This window comes from Phaeobacter sp. CC-HEC084, from assembly GCF_059429255.1.
In genome coordinates this window covers 502,582-521,904 of the sequence record NZ_JCAIJQ010000009.1, presented here as the reverse complement: position 1 = coordinate 521,904, position 19,323 = coordinate 502,582, and the positions used below count along the sequence as shown (strand labels likewise).

Annotated in this window: 17 protein-coding genes and 1 pseudogene; 8 read left to right on the top strand and 10 right to left on the bottom strand. The window is 60.5% G+C overall.

Going from position 1 to position 19,323, the window contains the following annotated elements; all coding sequences use genetic code 11:
• The first annotated feature begins 57 nt into the window (after window positions 1–57).
• From dctP to AC5SSZ_RS19715, 3 genes are all read left to right on the top strand, one after another.
• Window positions 58–1,056 carry a TRAP transporter substrate-binding protein DctP gene (gene dctP / locus AC5SSZ_RS19725; RefSeq protein WP_495439623.1) on the top strand — a complete coding sequence of 333 codons (999 nt, stop codon included), beginning with the start codon at window positions 58–60 and terminating at the stop codon, window positions 1,054–1,056.
• A gap of 66 nt (window positions 1,057–1,122) precedes the next feature.
• Window positions 1,123–1,629 (top strand): TRAP transporter small permease, encoded by a 507-nt coding sequence (locus tag AC5SSZ_RS19720; protein ID WP_065272367.1) that lies wholly within the window; start codon window positions 1,123–1,125, stop codon window positions 1,627–1,629.
• Window positions 1,629–2,936, top strand: coding sequence for a TRAP transporter large permease (locus AC5SSZ_RS19715; protein WP_274838020.1), 1,308 nt, complete (start codon window positions 1,629–1,631; stop codon window positions 2,934–2,936). The genes AC5SSZ_RS19720 and AC5SSZ_RS19715 overlap by 1 nt, the downstream gene beginning before the upstream one ends.
• Before the next feature lie 130 nt (window positions 2,937–3,066).
• Here AC5SSZ_RS19715 and AC5SSZ_RS19710 read toward each other — a convergent pair whose 3' ends face one another.
• The 6 genes from AC5SSZ_RS19710 to AC5SSZ_RS19685 form a co-directional block, all read right to left on the bottom strand.
• Window positions 3,067–4,749, bottom strand: a complete 1,683-nt coding sequence (locus AC5SSZ_RS19710) for a calcium-binding protein (protein ID WP_495439620.1) — start codon at window positions 4,747–4,749, stop codon at window positions 3,067–3,069.
• Between the two features lie 224 nt (window positions 4,750–4,973).
• Window positions 4,974–6,218, bottom strand: coding sequence for an FAD-dependent oxidoreductase (locus AC5SSZ_RS19705; RefSeq protein WP_495439618.1), 1,245 nt, complete (start codon window positions 6,216–6,218; stop codon window positions 4,974–4,976).
• The gene (locus AC5SSZ_RS19700) at window positions 6,215–7,015 is read right to left on the bottom strand and encodes an ABC transporter permease (protein ID WP_274830610.1); all 801 of its coding nucleotides are present in this window, start codon (window positions 7,013–7,015) and stop codon (window positions 6,215–6,217) included. Before AC5SSZ_RS19700 ends, AC5SSZ_RS19705 begins: the two co-directional genes overlap by 4 nt.
• Window positions 7,008–7,775, bottom strand: coding sequence for an ABC transporter ATP-binding protein (locus AC5SSZ_RS19695; RefSeq protein ID WP_274830611.1), 768 nt, complete (start codon window positions 7,773–7,775; stop codon window positions 7,008–7,010). The genes AC5SSZ_RS19700 and AC5SSZ_RS19695 overlap by 8 nt, the downstream gene beginning before the upstream one ends.
• Before the next feature lie 78 nt (window positions 7,776–7,853).
• Window positions 7,854–8,867 (bottom strand): ABC transporter substrate-binding protein, encoded by a 1,014-nt coding sequence (locus tag AC5SSZ_RS19690; protein WP_274830612.1) that lies wholly within the window; start codon window positions 8,865–8,867, stop codon window positions 7,854–7,856.
• A gap of 25 nt (window positions 8,868–8,892) precedes the next feature.
• The gene (locus AC5SSZ_RS19685; protein WP_274867666.1) at window positions 8,893–9,558 is read right to left on the bottom strand and encodes a GntR family transcriptional regulator; all 666 of its coding nucleotides are present in this window, start codon (window positions 9,556–9,558) and stop codon (window positions 8,893–8,895) included.
• Between the two features lie 84 nt (window positions 9,559–9,642).
• Between AC5SSZ_RS19685 and AC5SSZ_RS19680 the strand changes: the two genes are divergently transcribed.
• A complete protein-coding gene (locus AC5SSZ_RS19680; RefSeq protein ID WP_495439614.1) occupies window positions 9,643–10,428 on the top strand; it encodes a shikimate dehydrogenase family protein in 786 nt (261 codons plus the stop codon).
• A 47-nt stretch (window positions 10,429–10,475) separates the two neighbouring features.
• Here the strand turns inward: AC5SSZ_RS19680 and AC5SSZ_RS19675 are convergent, their stop codons facing one another.
• The 4 genes from AC5SSZ_RS19675 to AC5SSZ_RS19660 all read right to left on the bottom strand — a co-directional run bounded on the left by AC5SSZ_RS19675 (window position 10,476) and on the right by AC5SSZ_RS19660 (window position 14,072).
• Entirely contained in the window at window positions 10,476–11,102 is a 627-nt protein-coding gene (locus tag AC5SSZ_RS19675; RefSeq protein ID WP_495439612.1) for a nucleoside/nucleotide kinase family protein, read from the bottom strand.
• The gene (locus tag AC5SSZ_RS19670) at window positions 11,099–11,893 is read right to left on the bottom strand and encodes an ATP-binding cassette domain-containing protein (protein WP_065272377.1); all 795 of its coding nucleotides are present in this window, start codon (window positions 11,891–11,893) and stop codon (window positions 11,099–11,101) included. Before AC5SSZ_RS19670 ends, AC5SSZ_RS19675 begins: the two co-directional genes overlap by 4 nt.
• On the bottom strand, window positions 11,869–12,951 hold the full coding sequence (locus AC5SSZ_RS19665) for an ABC transporter permease (RefSeq protein WP_495439610.1): 1,083 nt from the start codon (window positions 12,949–12,951) through the stop codon (window positions 11,869–11,871). Before AC5SSZ_RS19665 ends, AC5SSZ_RS19670 begins: the two co-directional genes overlap by 25 nt.
• Before the next feature lie 110 nt (window positions 12,952–13,061).
• Complete coding sequence (locus AC5SSZ_RS19660) at window positions 13,062–14,072, bottom strand: sugar ABC transporter substrate-binding protein (RefSeq protein WP_495439608.1); 1,011 nt, start codon at window positions 14,070–14,072, stop codon at window positions 13,062–13,064.
• 181 nt (window positions 14,073–14,253) lie between these two features.
• Between AC5SSZ_RS19660 and AC5SSZ_RS19655 the strand changes: the two genes are divergently transcribed.
• From AC5SSZ_RS19655 to AC5SSZ_RS19640, 4 genes and pseudogenes are all read left to right on the top strand, one after another.
• Window positions 14,254–15,465 carry an ROK family transcriptional regulator gene (locus AC5SSZ_RS19655; protein WP_495439606.1) on the top strand — a complete coding sequence of 404 codons (1,212 nt, stop codon included), beginning with the start codon at window positions 14,254–14,256 and terminating at the stop codon, window positions 15,463–15,465.
• A gap of 67 nt (window positions 15,466–15,532) precedes the next feature.
• The gene (locus AC5SSZ_RS19650; protein ID WP_495439604.1) at window positions 15,533–16,459 is read left to right on the top strand and encodes a carbohydrate kinase family protein; all 927 of its coding nucleotides are present in this window, start codon (window positions 15,533–15,535) and stop codon (window positions 16,457–16,459) included.
• 78 nt (window positions 16,460–16,537) lie between these two features.
• A pseudogene (locus AC5SSZ_RS19645) lies at window positions 16,538–17,487 on the top strand (IS5 family transposase).
• Window positions 17,488–17,658: 171 nt separating this feature from the next.
• On the top strand, window positions 17,659–19,236 hold the full coding sequence (locus AC5SSZ_RS19640) for an oleate hydratase (protein ID WP_495439602.1): 1,578 nt from the start codon (window positions 17,659–17,661) through the stop codon (window positions 19,234–19,236).
• Window positions 19,237–19,323 lie beyond the last annotated feature (87 nt).

Here is a 19,323-nt window from a genome sequence, read left to right as displayed (position 1 = left end):
CGGGGCCACAACCAAAGGGGCGTCACAAGGCACCCCATCACCAGGGAGAAAGACAAAATGAAGCACAGTATGATTGGTGCAGTCCTTGTCACCACGGCGATGACCTCGGCTGCCTTTGCCGAAGACACGCTGACCGCCGTACACGCCTTTCCGGAATCGCTGATCTACACCAAATCCTTCCTTGAGTTCGTCGACAAGGTGAACGCGGCGGGTGAAGGTGTCGTCAATATCGAGGTCCGTGGTGGCCCCGAGGCCATCGGCATGTTCCAGCAGCCGGACGCGGTGCGTTCGGGCGTTGTGGACATGGTCTACACACCGGGCAGCTTCTATGCCGGCGCCCTGCCGGAAAAAGACGCGCTTGTGACCTCAAACCTGACGGCGGTGGAAACCCGCGCCAATGGCGGTCTGGAACTGATTGACCAGATCCACCAGGAAAAGATGGGCGTCAAATACCTCGGCTGGTTCGACTCGGGAGTCTGCTACAACCTGTGGACCCGCAATGAGCCGAAGCTGGACGCGGACGGCAACCTTGATGTGTCCGGTCTGAAACTGCGCGGCAACGCGGTCTACAACGCATTCTTCACCGAATATCTGGGCGCGCAGGTGATCGACCTGCCCACCACCGAAGTCTATTCGGCGCTGGAGCGCGGCGTGGTGGATGCGACCGGTTGGACCCAGATCGGCCTGATCGATCTGAAGTGGAACGAATTCCTGAACTACCGGATCGAACCCTGCTTCTTCTCGACCGACCTTGGCACCATCGTGAATCTCGACAAGTGGAACAGCCTGTCCGAGGAATCGCGCAAGATCCTGCAGGATGTCGCAATCGCCCACGAGGCGGAAAGCGCCGCCAAACTGGGTGCCCTGCGCGACGCGGATTTCGCGGCCCTTGAAGAGGCCGGCATGAAAGTCGTGACCTTGGAAGGTGACGCCGCCGACGCCTATCTTGCGGCCGCCACGCAGAAAACCTGGGACCGCATGAAGGGCCTGATGGCCGACAGCCCCCAGGGAGACGGCAACTACGACACGCTGATCGAGCTGTTCTACGACAAGTAAACAGCCACGGGACGGCACGCCGGATCGCGGGTCCGGCGTGCCGTCTGCCTTTGGAAAGGATGAGAAATGGCAATGGTCGGAAAGCTCTATCAAGGCTTCCTATATGCGATGGCGGGCATCGCGGGGTTCATGCTGGTCTGGCTGATGATTTCAGTCACCCTGTCCGTGGTGATGCGCAATGCTGGGCTTCAGCCCTTTGCCTGGCTTTTCACCTCATCCGAATACGCCATTTTGTACATGACCATGATGGGCGCCCCCTGGTTGGTGCGGGAAAAGGGTCATGTGCATATCGAATTGATCACCGCTGCATTGCCCGCTGAGGTGCGCCGGGTGGTCAGCCGTCTTGTGGCCGCGCTTTGTGTTCTGGTGTCGGTGATCCTGGCCTGGAAGGGGGCAGAGCTGTTTCTGGGCAATATCGCGCGCAACGATCTGGACGTGCGCGCCTACTACTTTCCGAAATGGATCCTGACGATCGCCTTTCCGGTCAGCTTTGGACTGATGGCGATTGAATTTTCCCGTTTCGTATTTGGCAGCGACCTGATGCATTCGGGCGAAGCGGGGATACACGAATAATGGAATGGTTTGAATCACTGGCCCTGCTGCTGGGCTCGATCCTGGTTCTGATGGCCATCGGCATGCCGGTCGCGCTTGCCTTTCTGGCGGCCAATATTGTTGGCGCCTGGTTTTTCATGGGCGGTGCCAAGGGGATCACGCTGCTGCTCAACAACGGGTTTGGCGGGCTGACGAACTATGCGCTGGTGCCGATCCCGCTGTTCCTGCTGATGGGAGAGGTCTTCTTTCACACTGGCCTTGGGGCACGGATGTTCAATGCCATCGACCGGCTTCTGGGTAAGCTGCCCGGGCGGTTGTCCTATGTGACTGTGCTGGGCGGGACAGCGTTTTCAACGCTGTCAGGCTCCTCCATGGGCTCGACCGCGCTGCTGGGCAGCCTAATGGTGCCCGAGATGACCAGCCGCGGATACAAGAAGCACATGTCGATCGGGCCGATCCTTGGCACCGGTGGTCTGGCGATCATCATTCCGCCCTCTGCTTTGGCGGTGCTGCTGGCGACGCTCGCCCGCATTGACGTCGGCGCGCTGCTGATCGCGGGGATCCTGCCGGGGCTGGTGCTGGCCAGCCTTTATATCGGTGTCATCTACCTGCAGACCCGCATCGACCCGACCGCTGCCCCTGCCTATGAGGTTGAGACGCTCACCTTTGGCGAAAAGGCACGGCTGCTGTTCGGAGACGTCTTGCCCATGCTGTCGGTCATGGTTCTGATCGTCATCGGCATGGTTGGTGGGCTGATCACCCCGTCCGAGGCCGCCGCCTTTGGCGCGCTTGGGGTCCTGATCCTTGCCATTCTGTTTCGCTGTCTCAGCTGGGAGGCGATGAAGAAGTCCGTCGTCGGCGCGCTGCGAGTGACGCTGATGGCCTATCTGATCGTGTTCGGCTCAGCCACTTTCAGCCAGCTGCTGGCCTTTTCCGGTGCCTCCAGCGGGCTGATCCGCTGGGCGACCTCCTTTGATCTGGCGCCGGTTGCGATGCTGTTGGTGATGTTCTGTGTGCTGCTGCTGCTGGGCATGTTCATGGAGCAGATCTCGATGATGCTGCTGACCGTGCCGATCTTCTTTCCGCTGGCGGCCTCGCTGGGGTTCGATCCGATATGGTTCGGTTTGATCATCCTGCTGGCGTTGGAGATCAGCTTCACCACGCCGCCCTTCGGGCTGTTGCTCTTCGTGATGAAAGGGGTAGCGCCCAAGGATACCACGATGCGCGATATCTACATGTCGGCCTTTCCCTATATGGCCTGCTCGATGCTGCTGGTCGCCTTGCTGATCCTGTTTCCTCAGCTGGCGCTGTGGCTGCCGGGGCTGTGACTGCTTTGCCAAAGCACGGAAAGCCATGGGGCAAATTGCTGTGAGCATCGGATCGTAGAAATGAAAACGCTGCCAGCATGTGTTGCTGGCAGCGTTCTTCGTTTTCATTGCTCCGCCCGGGGCGGTGAGGTCATAGCGCGAACCAGTCGGCCTCCGCCGCATCGGTGCCAAGGACCTTGATCACGAAGTCTGCATTTCCATCACCGTCCACATCGCCGACGATGCGCTGGAAATCGCCACGATCCGCCGCGCGAAGTTCCCCTGCGGTGCCGCTGAAGTGAGCACTGCCGATAAAGGTAAAGGCGTCGTCCTCTTCAGTGGAGCTGTCAGCGTCGATCCGGTCCAGTCGGATGATATCGAGATCGTCGCTCGCGAAATCGGCGATAGTGTCGGTCCCTCTCGGACCCGAAAGCCGGAAAAAGAAATCGTCGGCTCCGTCGCCACCGGTCAAAAGGTCGGCGCCGCGGCCGCCCCGCAGGATGTCATCGCCCGCGCCACCGTCCATGGTATCGTCACCAGCGCCGCCGTTCAGTTTGTCGGACCCGCGACCACCAAACAGCTTGTCGTTGCCGCCACCGCGGACCAGCACATCGTCGCCAAACCCGCCCCGCACAACGTCATTGCCCGCGCCACCTTCGAGGCTGTCATCGCCAAGGTTGCCTTTCAGCGTGTCGTTGCCTTCGCCGCCGTCAATCAGATCGTCGCCTTCGTGGCCAAGGATCAGATCATCACCGCCCCAGGAGACGATGTAGTCGGCGTAGGAACTACCCTCGATGACGTCGTCGGTTGCCTCTGGCGCAGCGATTTCCGTGGTGCCGACGTATTCGTGCAGCACGTAGATGGCTTCGCGGGCGTCTTCCACCGACTGCGCCCAGTCGTTGATCCCGGCGGCCGAGCCTTCGGCCATTTCATAGCTCTCGCCATCGGCAGAGAGTGTCATGTACTCGTCCACCCAGTCCTTGCCGGTGCCAACGTCATTGACGCCGTCGCCGTTGCGGTCCTTGCCCCAGATCACATCCAGCAGGGTACGCTGCACTGCCTCAAGGTCGGAGGGGTCTCCGTCCATGTCCTGGTACCACTGGACCCAAGCATCTCCATATGTGGCGATGCGGTCATAGTCGAAGGTCTCTGCGCTGCCATCGGTAAAGCCGAAATAGTCGATTGTCTGGGTGTCGCCGGAACCGGTGACTTCGTTCACCCCCATGAAGGTATGCGCGGTGAGCGTCGCATCCATGCTGACCGGGTGGAACTTGGAAAAGACACCGGCCAGCAGCCCGGTGGGGTTCCAGCCCGCGTTCATCAGGTCGATCAGCGATTGCGGAATGTTCCCGGCGACATTCGCCTGAACCTCGGTCCAGCTTGTTGCGCCGCCTGCGGTCATGATCAGCTTGTAAAGCGCGAGGTTCTCGCGCGGGGAATCGATTAGGACACCGTCCACCATGATGCGGCCCGACGCATCAGTCGTGATCTCGGTTCCGGCGTTGATCTTGCCAAGCGCCTCTTCCAGAGCTGATTCGACTACCTGATCGGGCGAGCGCATAATGTTTGCCCGCTCCATCTCGATTTCCTGGATGTAATCCAGCTGGTCAGCTGGGACTTCGTATTCGCCTTCTCCGCCTTCGACGAGGTGGATCGGAAAGGTCTCGCCGGTTTCAGGATTATAGCCGATCGGCACGATCTGGCCGTTCTCATCCAGCACCGGTTCACCGTTGCCGCCGCCATCACTTGGGTCAAGATCCCGGGTCAGCACCCAAAGATCACCATATAGGTCGCCTTGAGCGGCGCCGCCGGAGGTTGAAACTGAATCTGCCATAACCGTCTCCATCGTTAAGCACGCCCTGGTGCTGTCGCATTTAACGTTGGCCAGTGTATGCAAGCGCAGTCGCTACACTTTGATCGATATCATCTTTGAGTGGAAATTCTGTCGGCACAGTCCATAGCCTGATTCGCTGACGGCATTTGCACCAGCTTTTCTTACCAGCGCTGCGCCGATGGCAGCGGCTGGCAATTGCTGGGCTGGTGCGATTGGGCTGGGGGTCAACCCAGTTTACGCCATTCCTGTTGCGCGCCCATGCCTTGCCCCGGGGCAGCGGCGGCCCGCCCAGCGGCTTCTCCGGTCGCAAAGGCGGTGCCCATCACCCGAATAGAGGCATAGGCCATCGGATCGGCGCCGATGGTGCGCCCGGCGAAATAGAGGTTATCCACGCCCTTGGCGCGCAAGGCGTCCAGCGGGATGGAGGCACACCCGGTTCCGCCTACGGGGGTATAAATCGGTTGCCCGGGGGCCGTGTGATCCTCCATTGGCCAAGCCGCCTTGGCCACCTCGTCGTCGCGCTGGCGCCCGGTGGCAATATCTTCTCCGGTCAGTTCATAACGGGCTGCTGGGTGGCGGCTTTCCCGGATGCCGATCTGCGGGCCGGTCTGCACCAGATAGGCGTTTTCAAACCCAGGCACATCAGAACGCAGCAGCGCGACATAGTCGTGTGCCGCTTCGCGCGCGGCGCGTTCGGCCGTGCTGAAACTGGCGGAACTCAGATCTGGCATCGGGTGGTCGAACATCATCCACCACATCTCACCGGTGTTGGGTACTTCGGTGTAGATGCCGCCGTCATCGCGAGCAGAGGGCCAGCGTCCATTGCGCCTGTAGCGTGCAAAGGCTGCCTTGATGGCCTCGCGGTCTATTGGCTGTGACCGGTCACGCCCGGCGATCCGAATGGGCGCTGAGATTGCCTGCAGGTTGCCGTTGGTATCCCCGGTGCGGCAGGGAATACCGGCGACCAATGACAGGTTGGCATCTCCGGTGGCATCCACAAATGCCTCGGCCACCACCCGGGTTCGCCCGTCCATACCGGCCAATGTCACCGCTTCGATACGATCCGACGTGCGTGTCACAGCAGCCACGCGGGTATGGAGCAACACGTCAACGCCCTGCGCCGCCAGCACCCGGTCCAGTGCCAGTTTGACCGCTTCTGGTTCCAGAAGGATGATCCAGTTGAGCGTCGTCGGCGATTGAAACGGTGCGCAATCCAGCCCGAGGTTGCGCAGCTCATCCAAGACCAGATCGGCTACCCCTCCTACGACTTTGATGGGCTCAGGTCCCTGCTGATAAAAACCGCAGTAGGCCAGCACCTGTGCGTTGGTCGCGGCGCCGCCAAGGAAACCGTATTTTTCGACCAGTAGGACCCGCGCCCCGGACTGGGCCGCGCCAAGTGCGGCACCAACCCCCCCTGCGCCGCCCCCTGCGACGACGACATCATAGTCGCTTTCGGGTTTTGCCATCATGTCCGCCACCCCAGCAGGCGCCGTTCGATAAACCCGATCACTGCGCTGGTGATGACGCCCAGAAGCGACAGGATCACCACGCCAGCGAACAGCCGTTCCAGATCATAAAGCGAGCCCGCTTCGAGGATATAGGCCCCGATGCCATATTCCGCGCCCAGCATTTCTGCAGCGACCAGAAGGATGATGGCGATGGCAAGGCTGATGCGAAGACCGGACAGAATCCCCGGCATGGCGCCCGGCAGAACGATCTTGCGCACGATGGACCACCAGGACAGGCCAAAGCTTTGCCCCATGCGGATCAGCGTGCGGTCGACATTGTCGACAGCGCTGTAGGTAGCGACCACCGTGGGAGTGAATGTGCCAAAGGCGATCAGCGCATATTTCGACCCTTCTCCGATCCCGAACCAGATCACGAACAGCGGCAACAGCGCGATTTTCGGAATGGGGAATATGGCCGCAACCAGCGGCACCAGCCCGGAGCGGATGTAGGAAAACAGGCCGATCAGCACCCCGATACAGATACCAAGGCAGGCGCCGATGGCAGCGCCAACCGCCAGACGGGTCAGCGACGGGCCAAGGTGTTTGAACAGCATGCCGCTGTCATACAGTTCCCGGAAGGTATCCAGCACGTCCGAGGGGCGCGGCAGGGTCAGGGCGGAAATCCAACCCGTGCGGGTGCCCCATTCCGCCAGCAGGATCAGGGCGACAAAAACGGCCACGCCGACCCAGCGACGTGAGTGCGGCGCAAAACCACCGCCCCGGAATGCGACGGGTTTTTCTTGTGTCATGTCAGACATGGATCAGCTCCGCATCTGCAGCCCGCGCCTCTTCGCGCATTAGCTGCCACAGGTGTTTCTGGTGGGCATCAAGATCAGCATCGCCAAAGGCGCGCTCGGACAGGGGTTTGTCGATTTCGACGATCTCCCGGATCTGGCCGGGGCGGCGCGACAGAACCACGACCTTGTGGCCAAGTCGGACCGCTTCGGCCAAGTTGTGCGTCACGTAGACGGCAGTGAACGGCTGGCGCATCCAGAGATCGACAAGATCGTCCATCAACAATTCACGGGTCTGGCTGTCGAGCGCAGAAAGAGGTTCATCCATCAGCATCACGGCGGGCTTCACCGCAAGGGCACGTGCAATTGCGACGCGTTGCTTCATGCCGCCCGACAGTTGCTTGGGCAGGGCCTGGGCGAAATCGCTGAGCTTGGTGCGGGCCAGCACATCGTCGATGATCCGCTTTGCCTCGGCGCCCTTGATGCCGTGGTCCTCCAGCACCAGCGAGATATTCCCCGAGACGCTGCGCCACGGCAGCAGGGCAAAATCCTGAAAGATATAGGTGAGCGGGTTCAGGCACCCCTCGGGCGGTGTGCCCAGTTGCAGAACCTGGCCCTTACTGGGGCGCTCAAGCCCGCCGATAAAGCGCAAGAGGGTGGATTTACCGCATCCCGACGGTCCCACGATGCAAACGATCTGCCCGTCCGCGATGTCGAGAGAGATATCCCGCATCACTTCGAAATCGTTATAGGAATGGCTGATGCCGTCCAGACGGATGTCCATGCGCTGTCCTTTGACTACAGGAGAAGGACGGGCGCCCCGCAAAAAGCAAGGCGCCCGGAAGAACGTACAAGGCGGGTGTTAGGCGCCCAGCGTTTTGACGTAGGAATCGTCGACCAGCGTGTCGAGCGTGATATCGCCATCGACAAGACCCTCGGACTGGAACCAGCTCAGCTGGTCCTGAACGCTGGCGATATTCAGCGCCGCACCCTGGCTCAGCCGCATGGTGCCATTGATGATCGAGGGGGCCGCCTTTTCGCGGGGACGGTCGGTGTAGACGTATTTGTGGATCAGATCGACCATCTCGTCCTGATCTGCGGTGCCATCGATCATGGCTGCGGCATAATCATCAACCCCGCGCGAGAAGCCCTGAAGGAAGCTTTCGGTCAGTCCGCGTTCCTTGGCCGCGTTATTGGCCGAGGTGAAGACAGTGGTCACCTGATAGTCGGGAATGTAGTCCGACACGTTGCCCACCATGTGCCAGGCACCGGCGGCCGCCAGCGGCTTGGCGATATGGGGCACGATGGACCAGCCATCGACCTGGCCCGATTTCATCGCGCCGATAATCGCGCCGACCTTTTGCAGCGGCGTAAAGCTGAGGTTGATGCCTTCGGCAGCGGCCATTTTGGCGCCCATGTAGTGGAAGGACGAGCCCGCCTGTGTGACGGCGTATTTCTTGCCGTCCAGGTCCTTCAGCGTCTTGATACCGGCCTGATAAGAGGCATCCGAGATCAGGTACTTCTGTCCGTCGATGCCGTCCTCTTCGGTCAGGGCGCCGCCGATCACCTTGATCGCGCCCTTGTCCGCGAGGCTGATCAGCCCGCCGGAAATGGCGGTTACGGCATAATCCACATCGCCCGATGCGATGGCCACGGCCATCGGCTGCGCGGCCTGGAAGAACTCCAGCTCCACATCCAGCCCGGCATCCGCGAAATAGCCGCGCTCCTGCGCGATAAAGCTGGCAGAATGCGAGGTGAAGCGCAGCGCGCCCACCTTGATCTTCTTGTTCTGGGCCAGCGCAGGGGCGGCAAGCCCCGTCGCGGCCACGGTTCCGCCCATCAGGGCCAATGCCTTACGGCGATTGAGTTTCATCATGATCTTCCTCCCTTATAGATCAGTGTTAAGCCTTCAGATCTGCTCCGATCTCTTCCTTCAGCAGGGCCAAAGCCGTGGTTTCGTCTCTGTCCAGAACCGCATCAAGCAGCGCTTTTTGCCGGGCCTTGCGAGCGGCCCAGTTCAGCTTGCCTTCGCGCAGCAGCGCCAGCCTAAAGCGGCGGCTCTGGTCGAAGAACTTGCGCTGCAAATCGATCAGGCGCGGGCTGTCGCAGGCCGCGATCAAGGCAGCAGCAAAGGCGCGGCAGGCATCATCCCATTCCAGCGCCGTCAGATCGTCCGGGGTCGTGGCTACGGCGGCCTCGGCCTTTTGCAGGGCGTGATGGGCGGCAACGACCTGCCCCTCCCAGGCGACATCTCCCAGTGCGATCGCGCGCGACAGGGCGATGCTTTCAATTTCCTGCCGGACAAGTTGAATGTCGCGCAGGTCGTCCTCGGTCGCCGAGGTGACGCGAAAGCCGCGCTGCGCGGCGCCTTCGACCAGACCTTCAGAGGACAGGATGCGCAGGGTTTCCCGCATGGAATGATTGGAGCCACCGTAGCGGCTGCGCAGCTCATTCAGCTTCAGCTTCTGATCCGGCAGCAGGGTGCCGAACGCGATGTCCTTCCGTAGCGAGGACGCCAGCAGTTCGACGATGGTGCTGTCTTCATTTTTCTTGCCAGAGAAGATCATTTCATTCCATATACGTAAAAATGTTGGATATTTTTAAAAGTGCCTCACATTGCTGTCAACCTTCAACTTTCGGAGTGCCGCATTATGGACATCTCAGGGACGACCAAGCTGCTGCCGATTATCGGTGCCCCCGTCGCGGGCGTGGTGTCGCCGCCGGGTATGAACGACTGGTTTCGCACCCGCGGTATCGACTGCCGGATGCTGCCACTGGACGTTCCGGCCCCTGTGCTGACAGAGTTCTGGACACTGCTGCGCGCCTCCGAGACGTTTCTGGGCTGCTCGATCACCTATCCGCACAAACAGGCGGCTTTTCAGGAAGCGGACCGGGTGACGGACCGGGCCGGGCGCATCAGGGCCGTGAATACCCTGCGCCGTGAGGGCGATGTGCTTGTTGGCGACATGACGGATGGGCTGGCTCTTATGGAGGCGCTGCGCGTTTCTGGGGTGCCGGTTGCTGGTAGGTCGGCGCATATCATGGGGGCAGGCGGCGGTGCCGGTCGGGCCATTGCCGATGCGCTGTGCGAAACGGGCGTTAGCGACGTTGTTCTCAGCGACACGGATGAGGGGCGGCTGGCGGAAACGGCAGCCATCCTGCGCGCGCATTGGCCCAAGGTCCGTATTTGGGAGGAAGATCGCGCGGCAGACATTTTGATTGACGCAACCCCGACCGGGAAAGATCAGACCGCTGGTCCGCTGTTCCCGGCTGAGCGGATCAGGGAGTGCATGGCCGTGTGCGATATCGCCGGGCTACAGGGCGAAAGCAAATTCCTGCGACTGGCCGGTGAGCTGGGCAAGCAGATCGTGGACGCCGCAGCCTTGGGGCGGGGGCAAATTTCAGTTCAGACGTCTTTTGTTTTCAAGGATGCCTGAGCTGACGCTGCCCTTCTCCCGTTGTTGATCTAGGTCGACACCGAAGACTAGGTGATCGTCTTGTCTGCCTTGAGCGAGGCCGCGGCGACCAGGCGGGCGTTTTCAAGGTCGTTACCTTCGGCGCGGGCCACGGCGTCGCTGTGCGGGAGACCGTGATGGAGCCATCTATCGATCAGACGTTGGCGCAAAGTGGAAAGGTCGACGTCCAGAGAAATCGAGAAGTCCCAGAAGCGGCGCAGCTCCCGCCATCCGGGGGCATCAAACAGCAGGTAATTGCCCTCGACGATGACGGTGTCGCATGTCTCGGGCAGTAGGCCCGCGCCTGCAATGGCGAAGTCGCGGTCCCGATCGAAAACTGGGAAGATCACCGACGGTGCATCCGGCAGGGCTTTCACCAGCCGAAGCAGACCACCTAGATCGAAGGTCTCCGGCGCGCCCTTTCTGTCCAGAAGACCGCGCTGGGTTAGAATGGCGTTGTCGAGATGGAAGCCATCCATTGGCACGACCTGGGTCTGGCACCCGGCGTCGTTCAGCTTGTCCGCCAGAACTGCCGCCAGCGTGGATTTGCCAGAGGCTGGCGGTCCGGCCAGAGCGACAAGTTTGCGTTGTCCGGAGCGCGGCGCTGTCAGAATGGGATCCAGCAGCCTTTCGGCGATCGCTTCAGGCTCGTTCATGCCGCGTCCTGGGCGGGTGGCTCCTTGGCGCCGGTCATGAAGGCCACGGCATCGGACATGGTATAGTCCTTGGGATCGATGGTGCAGAGCCGCTTGCCCAGCCGGTGGATATGGATCCGGTCGGCGACCTCGAACACATGCGGCATGTTGTGGCTGATAAGGATAATCGGGATGCCGCGCGCCTTCACGTCCTGAATGAGTTCCAGCACCTTGCGGCTTTCCTTGACCCCCAAGGCCGCCGTCGGCTCATCCATGATGATGAACTTGGTGGCAAAGGCGGCCGCTCGGGCGACGGCGACACCCTGTCGCTGACCACCTGACAGCGTTTCGACCGGCTGCTTGATCGACTGCACCGTCATCAGGCCAAGTTCGGTCAGTTTTTCCCGCGCGAATTTCTCCATCGCCGGTTTGTCCAGCATCCGTAGGTATTTGCCCAGAAATCCGGGTTTGCGGATTTCGCGTCCGGTGAACATGTTGTCGGCAATCGACAGGGCGGGGGACAGGGCGAGGGTTTGATAGACGATTTCGATGCCCATGTCGCGGGCCTCGATGGGGGAAGAGAAACTGACCGGTTTGCCTTCGATCAGGATTTCCCCCTCATCCGGGATGGTGGCGCCGCAGATCGCCTTGACGATTGAGGATTTGCCCGCGCCGTTGTCGCCGATCACGGCCAGGATTTCCCCGGGGCGCAGTTCGAAATCCGAATGGTTGATGGCGGTGACGTGCCCGTAGCGTTTCACGATACCTTTGGCCTGAACGACTGGTGTCATGCCGAAACCCTCCTGATCCATTGGTCGATGGCGACCGCGATGATGATAAGCCAGCCGATGGCGAAGACCTGCCAGAGCACATCCACCCCGGCCATGCGCAGCCCCGACTGGAAAACGCCTACGATCAGCGCCCCGAAGAGCGCCCCAAGGATCGATCCACGCCCGCCAAACAGCGAGATGCCACCGATTACCACGGCGGTGATGGACTGCAGGTTGCCTTCGTAAAAGGATTGCGGCGAGATAGAGCCGACCCGTCCGATCGAAGCCCAGCCCGCAATGGCGCAGACCAGACCGGCGAGCATGTAGACCGAGACCAGTGTGCGCTCGGTGCGGATGCCGGAAAGTTCCGCCGCCTCCATATCGTCGCCTATGGCGTAGACATGGCGCCCCCAGGCGGTCTTGTTCAGCATGTACCAGAGCGCAACAAAGATCACGACCATCAGGATCACGCCAAAGGTGATGCGGGCGCCGCCAATATTGAAGGCATTGCCGAAGAACTTCAGGAAAGGCGCTTGATCGTCGATGTCCTGGCTGCGGATCGACTGAGCTCCGGAGAGCCAGAGATTGAGCGCAAAGAAGATCGACCAGGTGCCGAGCGTGGTGATGAAGGGGGGCAGTTTGACCTTGGTGATCAGCAGCCCGTTCATGGCTCCCGCCGCCATGCCCCCAGCGAACCCCAACAGGATCGCAAAGGGGCTGGGCACGCCCAAGTTGACCGCCAGATTGCCCATGATGACCGACATCAGCACCATGATCGCCGCGACCGACAGATCGATGCCCGCGGTCAGGATAATCAGTGACTGCGCTGCTGCGAGCATGCCGATGATCGACACCTGCTGCAGGATCAGGCTGAGGTTGAAGGCGGAAAAGAACCGTCCTCCGGCGATCAGCCCGAAGGCCAGCAGGCTGATGACCAGCACAATGACCGGCACGAAGGTTGGGTTGTTGTGCAGGATATGCCGCACCCGGCTCAGCAGCGTTGTGTTGCGAACTTCGAACTGGGCGACGCGTGTATCACTTCCCTCCAGAACCTGTTCGTAGTGTTGGCCTTTTGAGCCCATTCCGGATGTCTCTGACATGACGACCTCCCCGGCCTGAAGCCTATGCTACGGCCTCTGATACGGTCAAAGGTTTAGATTGATGGCATTTGGCCGGGGCATTTGCTGCCCCGGTCCTGTGTTTGCGGGATTTAGCCCCAGCACTTCTTCAGGCCGTCGGCCGAGCTGAGCGACGGGATACCGTCGACCGGCGCATCGGTGATCAGTTCAACGCCGGTGTTGAAGAAATCCAGCCCTTCGGTGTTCGCCGGTTTGGTGCCGTCCTCGGCCCAGGCCTTGATCGCGTCGATACCGAGCGAGGCCATTCGCAGCGGGAACTGCATGGAGGTTGCGCCGATGACGCCCTCGCCGACATTCTGCACGCCGGGGCAGCCGCCATCGACGGAAACGACCAGCACGTCGTCTTCACGGCCCACCGATCTGAGCGCCTCATAGGCGCCGGCAGCGGCAGGTTCGTTGATCGTGTAGACGACGTTGATGCCCGGGTCGATCTGCAGAAGGTTCTCCATCGCCGTGCGGCCACCTTCTTCGTTGCCGTTGGTCACGTCGTGGCCAACGATACGCGGGTCATCTTCATCGCCGATATCGGTGGGGTCCTTGATGTCGATGCCAAAGCCCTGCAGGAACCCGCCGTCGCGCAGGTAGTCCACCGAGATTTCCGAGGCGTTCAGGTCCAGGAGGGCGATCTTGGCGTTTGCAGCCTCGTCACCCAGCTTTGCCGCGGCCCACTGGCCAATCAGCACCCCGGCCTTGAAGTTGTCGGTAGCAAAGGTCGCATCGGCTACATTGGCCGGTTCGAACGGAGTGTCCAGCGCGATCACCAGCGCACCGGCGTCACGGGCCTGGGTGATGACGGGCGTCAGGGCGCGGCTGTCCGTCGGGGTGATCAGGATGCCTTTGGCCCCCGATGCAATGCAGGTCTCAACCGCTGCGACCTGGCTTTCCACGTCGCCGTCAATCTTGCCCGCATAGGTGGACAGATTGATGCCGTTTGCTTCGGCTGCGGCGGTCGCGCCTTCCTTCATCTTCACGAAGAAGGGGTTGGTGTCGGTCTTGGTGATCAGACAGGCGTTGATCTCTGCATGCGCCGCGCCAGCCACCGAGGCCAGGGCGAGCGCGGAAATGGTCATGAGTTTTTTCACGTGGTCCTCCCGAAATTATTGTTCTCAATCCGGCTGGCTCCTCTCCAACCGGACCCGCCTAGAGCAATCTGGGCAGGTCGTGAGCCCTAAAAAGCCTGATTCCTCATAGGGTGTCAATTTGTTTGTTAACTTTACTAACTAATCGCCACAGAGTATCTTTCCTGAAGAAAGGCGGCAAACTATGTTCGTCCGAATGGACCATGTCAGTATCAAAGAACGAAGTGCCGGGGTGAATCAGCGGGGTGTCCGCGATCACAACGAACGCCTCATTCTGTCCATTCTGTTTCGCCACCGCGCCGTGTCCGCCGCCGAGATCGCCCGCCGGACCGGCCTGTCCCGCCCTACGGTCTCCACCATCCTGCGCAGGCTGGAGGACGACGGCTTCGTCCAGCGGGGGGAGCCGGTCAAGGGCAAGGTCGGTAAGCCTTCGATTCCCATCGAACTCGGCTCGGAAGGGGCTCTGTCCGTGGGCATGAACCTAGGCCGCAAGAGCGCGGATCTGCTGCTGCTGGATTTTGCCGGCAACGTGCGCCAGCAGCTGCGTACGACCTATGATTATCCCATGCCGGACGCGATCTTCGAATTCCTTAAAGACGGGCTTGAAACCCTACTATCCGGCCTGACCGCAAAGCAGCAGGGCCGGGTCTGCGGCATCGGTATCGGGCGGCCTTTTGAGCTGTGGAAGTGGCATGATCTGACCGGAGCCGCTGCGGAAGAATTTCAATCCTGGCAAGATGTCGATTTTGCGACCGAAGTCGCCTGTTTCAGCGAACTGCCGGTTTTTGTCGTGAACGATGCCACGGCGGCCTGTCAGGCCGAGCATATGTTCGGGCGGGGCAAGGATTTCCGCGATTATGCCTATTTCTTCATTGGGTCTTTCATCGGCGGCGGGGTGGCGATGAATGGCACCGTTTTCGAAGGCAATCGGGGCAATGCCGGGGCGCTGGGATCGATGCGCACCACCGGCCCCCTGGGCGAAAGCCTGCAACTGATCGATACCGCGTCGCTGCACCTGCTTGAGGCGCGCCTGGTAGAGGCCGGGATCGGTCCCGAAATCCTCTGGCGCAAACCGCAGGACTGGAGCGGTTTGGAACGCTATGTGGAGGCCTGGATCGGCACAACTGCACAGGAGTTGGCAAAGGCATCCTTGTCGATATGCTCCGTCATCGATTTTGAAGCCATCATCATCGATGGCGCCTTCCCGGTCGCTGTGCGTGAGGAACTGGTCGAACGCGTGCGCCGCTATCTGGCCAATCAAGACAAGCGCGGTTTGATCTCGCCGCAGATCGATGCGGGAGTTGTTGGCGAAAACGCTCGCAGCATTGGCGCTGCCGGCGGTCCGATCTTCACGCAGTTCCTGCTCGATACCAACGCCGGGCTGGCCGCGCTTTGACCCGGTTTCAATGCAAAATCCCGCGCGCAGGCGCGGCAGCGGCGCAGCACTACGCGGAGCGAATGTCATGATCCTATGCTGTGGTGAGGCCCTGATCGACATGATCCCGACCCCGACCGATGGCGGGCGCGACGGGTTTGTGCCCCATTCCGGTGGCGCCGTGTTCAACACCGCCATCGCACTTGGGCGGCTTGGCGTGCAGACCGGTATGTTGACCGGCCTGTCCCGCGACATGTTCGGTCAGCAGCTTGTCGAGGACCTGAAGGCCAGTCACGTGGATACCAACCATGTCATCACCTCGGATCGCCCGACGACCTTGGCCTTTGTCAAACTGACGGATGGCCACGCGTCCTACAGCTTCTTCGATGAAAACTCGGCTGGCCGGATGCTGCTGCCTGCTGATATGCCGCAGCTGCCGGAGGATCTCACGGCGCTCTATTTCGGCGGCATCAGCCTGGCTTGCGAACCCTGCGCCACCGCCTATGAGGATCTTCTGGCGCGCGAAGGCGCATCCCGCGCGGTGATGCTGGATCCGAACATCCGGCCGGGCTTTATCGAAGATATCAACCGTTTCCGCGCCCGCCTGGATAAGATGATGGCACTGGCGGACATCGTGAAAGTGTCGGATGAAGACCTGAACTGGATTGTTCCAGGGCCGATGCCGCTGCCGGAAAAGGTTGCGGTCGTGCAAGCCAAGGGTCCTTCTGTGGTGGTCATGACCGAGGGCAGTAAGGGGGCGACGGGGTTTCTCTCCAGCGGAGAAAGCGTGCAAACCCGGGTCCGTCCCGTTCAGATTGTAGACACGGTCGGAGCCGGGGACACCTTCAACGCCGGCCTGCTGGCCCGGCTCAGCGAACTGGGCGTCTTACAAAAAGCGGCCCTGCGCAACTTGCCCGCAGACATGCTTGCAAATGCGCTGTCTTTCGGCGCAGGTGTTGCCGCCGTGACCGTCTCCCGCGCGGGTGCGAACCCGCCCTGGGCGCGCGAACTCTGACAATATCGCAGCTATTGGCCTTGTTGCGCAAATGGGTCGTGGGGTTCACGGCATGAAACCAGACTGGTAGCTTGAGGCATGAGCAGTTGGGTCTCTACGAAGTACAAGACCACGAACTGGTCGTCTTACAATGAAGCGTTGAAGCAACGCGGATCGCTAACGATCTGGTTCGATCCCGACATGGCGTGAGAGCCCCCGCCGACCGGGAAACGTGGGAGGCAGCTGAGTTTCAGCGATGCGGCGATCCAGACCTGCCGTGATGTTCGGCATGCCACTGCGGCAGACAACCGGGTTCATGCAGAGCCTTCTTCATATGGTCAGGCTGGACTGGACCGTGCCTGACTTCAGCACCTTGTGCCGTCGCCAGCGAACGCTGAACGTGAGCATCTCCTATCGCCCGCTGAACCTTCTGATCCCCTCTCAGGCATTGCTGCGCAATACCTTGCCGGGTAGCGGACAGCACCGGTATCAAGTCTGAGGGCGAAGGTGAGTGGAATGCCCGAAAGCATGGTGGCTCCAAGCGGCGGATCTGGCGCAAAATACACATCGGAATTCATGAGTAAACGCTGAAGGTCAGAGCCGTCGAGATCACCGGCGGCAATATCGGTGACGCGGCCATACTACCGGACCTGTTGGATCAGATCTAAGCGGATCAGGCCATCGCGACGGTCACCACCTATGGGGCCTACGACTCCCGTAAGTGCCACGAGGCCATTACCGCTCGAGATGCTGCCGCTGTCATCCTGCCGCGCAAGAACGCCAAACCTTGGAAACCCACCAGCGCCGGGGCCATAGTCGGCAACGAGACCGTCAATGCATCTCGATACCTCGGCGGCGCTGTTTGGCGACGATGGAGTGGATATCACCGCCGGAGCCGGGCCAAGTCAAAGATGAACTGCATCAAGCTGCTCGGCCAATCCCTGATAGTGCGCGACTTCGAGCGCCAGGTCGCGGCGCTGCAGGTCCGCATCGCAGTGCTGAACGGCTGCACCGCGCTTGGCATACCTGTCACAGTGGCTATAGGCTAAATCCGTCCGGGGAAAGGGGAAGACCCACCTTCAACCGATTTGCACAAAAAGGCCGCCGTTGAGGTGAGTTCAGGGCCGAACAGACAGATCTCTCCCGGATTTGATCGGGATTAAAGCGTGGACATGAAACCTGTCCAAACTGTGAAAAGTTCTATCACAGGAGAGGCGGTCATGCCCGAAGACGCAACGAAGTCACAGCACCATATCGTAGGTGGAGGTATTGCTGGTTTGTCGGCGGCGGTGTTTCTTTGCAGGGACGCAGGTGTGCATGGCGAGGACATATGCATCTACGAACAACTCGGTATCGTCGGCGGGTCGCTTGACGGGGCGGGTGACGCAGAGACCGGCTACCTGGTCCGGGGCGGTCGAATGTTCGAGGAACACTTTGCCTGCACCTTTGATCTGCTCGAAAGTATTCCATTGACGAGCGATCCGGCGAAGTCAGCCAAGGATGATATCTTCGAGTTCAACCGAATGGTGCCAGGCTCATCCAATTGCCGCCTTATTCGGGGCGGAAAGCCGGCAGAAGATCGCTATGATCTCACTCTCGGCGCGCAAGATATCGTCGATCTCAACCGACTGCTCTTGTACCCGGAAACCGGATTGGGCGCTCAAAGGATAGACGACTGGTTCCAGCCCACCTTTTTCGACAGTAATTTCTGGTTGATGTGGTCCACAGTGTTTTCGTTCCAGCCTTGGCATTCCTTGGTCGAGATGCGGCGATACCTGCGTCGCTTCATCCACCTATTCCCTGGCTTCACCCGCATCACCGGCATTCTACGGACACGATACAATCAGTACGACGCGATGATTGCCCCGATCCTGACTTGGCTGCAGGCCCGCGGAGTACGCATCGAGACTGACAAATGCGTGACCGACGTGACGATCGAAGGCACGCGGCAGGACCGTTGTGTCACCTCTCTGACCCTGGACGATCACAAAACGGTTGAGGTCGGCTTGGACGACGGCGTCTACCTTACATTGGGGTCCATGACCGATGGATCGGTGCTCGGATCCGCGGACCGCGCACCGCTGCTCAACGAACAAGTCGCAGGTGGCTGGAGCCTCTGGCGGAAGCTGGCGTCGCAGTACGAAGGCTTTGGCAAGCCCGAAGTGTTCTGCGGCGACACAGGCAAGACCGGCTGGAACTCATTTACGGTGACGATGGACGGCCCCAATTTCTTCGAATTCATGGAGGATTTTACCAACAACCGAACTGGTACAGGCGGCTTAGTGACATTTGCCGATTCCGGTTGGACGCTATCTATTGTGCTGTTCCATCAGCCGCATTTCAGGGGGCAAAAACACGGCACCTACACCTTCTGGGGCTATGGATTACGAGGTGACCGCAAAGGAGATTTCGTGAAGAAGCCAATGTGGGAAGCGACCGGGCTGGAAATCATCGAAGAGCTTTGCGGGCATCTGCGCTTGGCGGGTGATCAGCGAAAATGGTTTGAGAGTGCGAAAATCGTTCCCTGCCGGATGCCCTACATCACAAGCCAGTTCATGCCGCGTCAAGCGGGGGACCGCCCGGATGTGCGCCCGCATGGGGCTCGCAACTTCGCCGTAATAGGACAGTATTGCGAACTCCCTCGGGACTGTGTGTTCACGGTGGAATACTCAGTTCGCTCTGCACGAACTGCGGTCGCGAGTTTGACAGGTCGTGTAACCCCACCTCCTCCCGTGGCGCGTACCGATCTCGACCCAAGAGTGCTTATCCGCGCATCCCGTGTTCTTCTTGGAATATGACGCAATAAGGATTGCGCCGTATCTTGCCTCCGAGGCAAAAGGATCTCTGCTTCGCGCTTTTCAGGCCGCACTGATTTTCGTTGAACT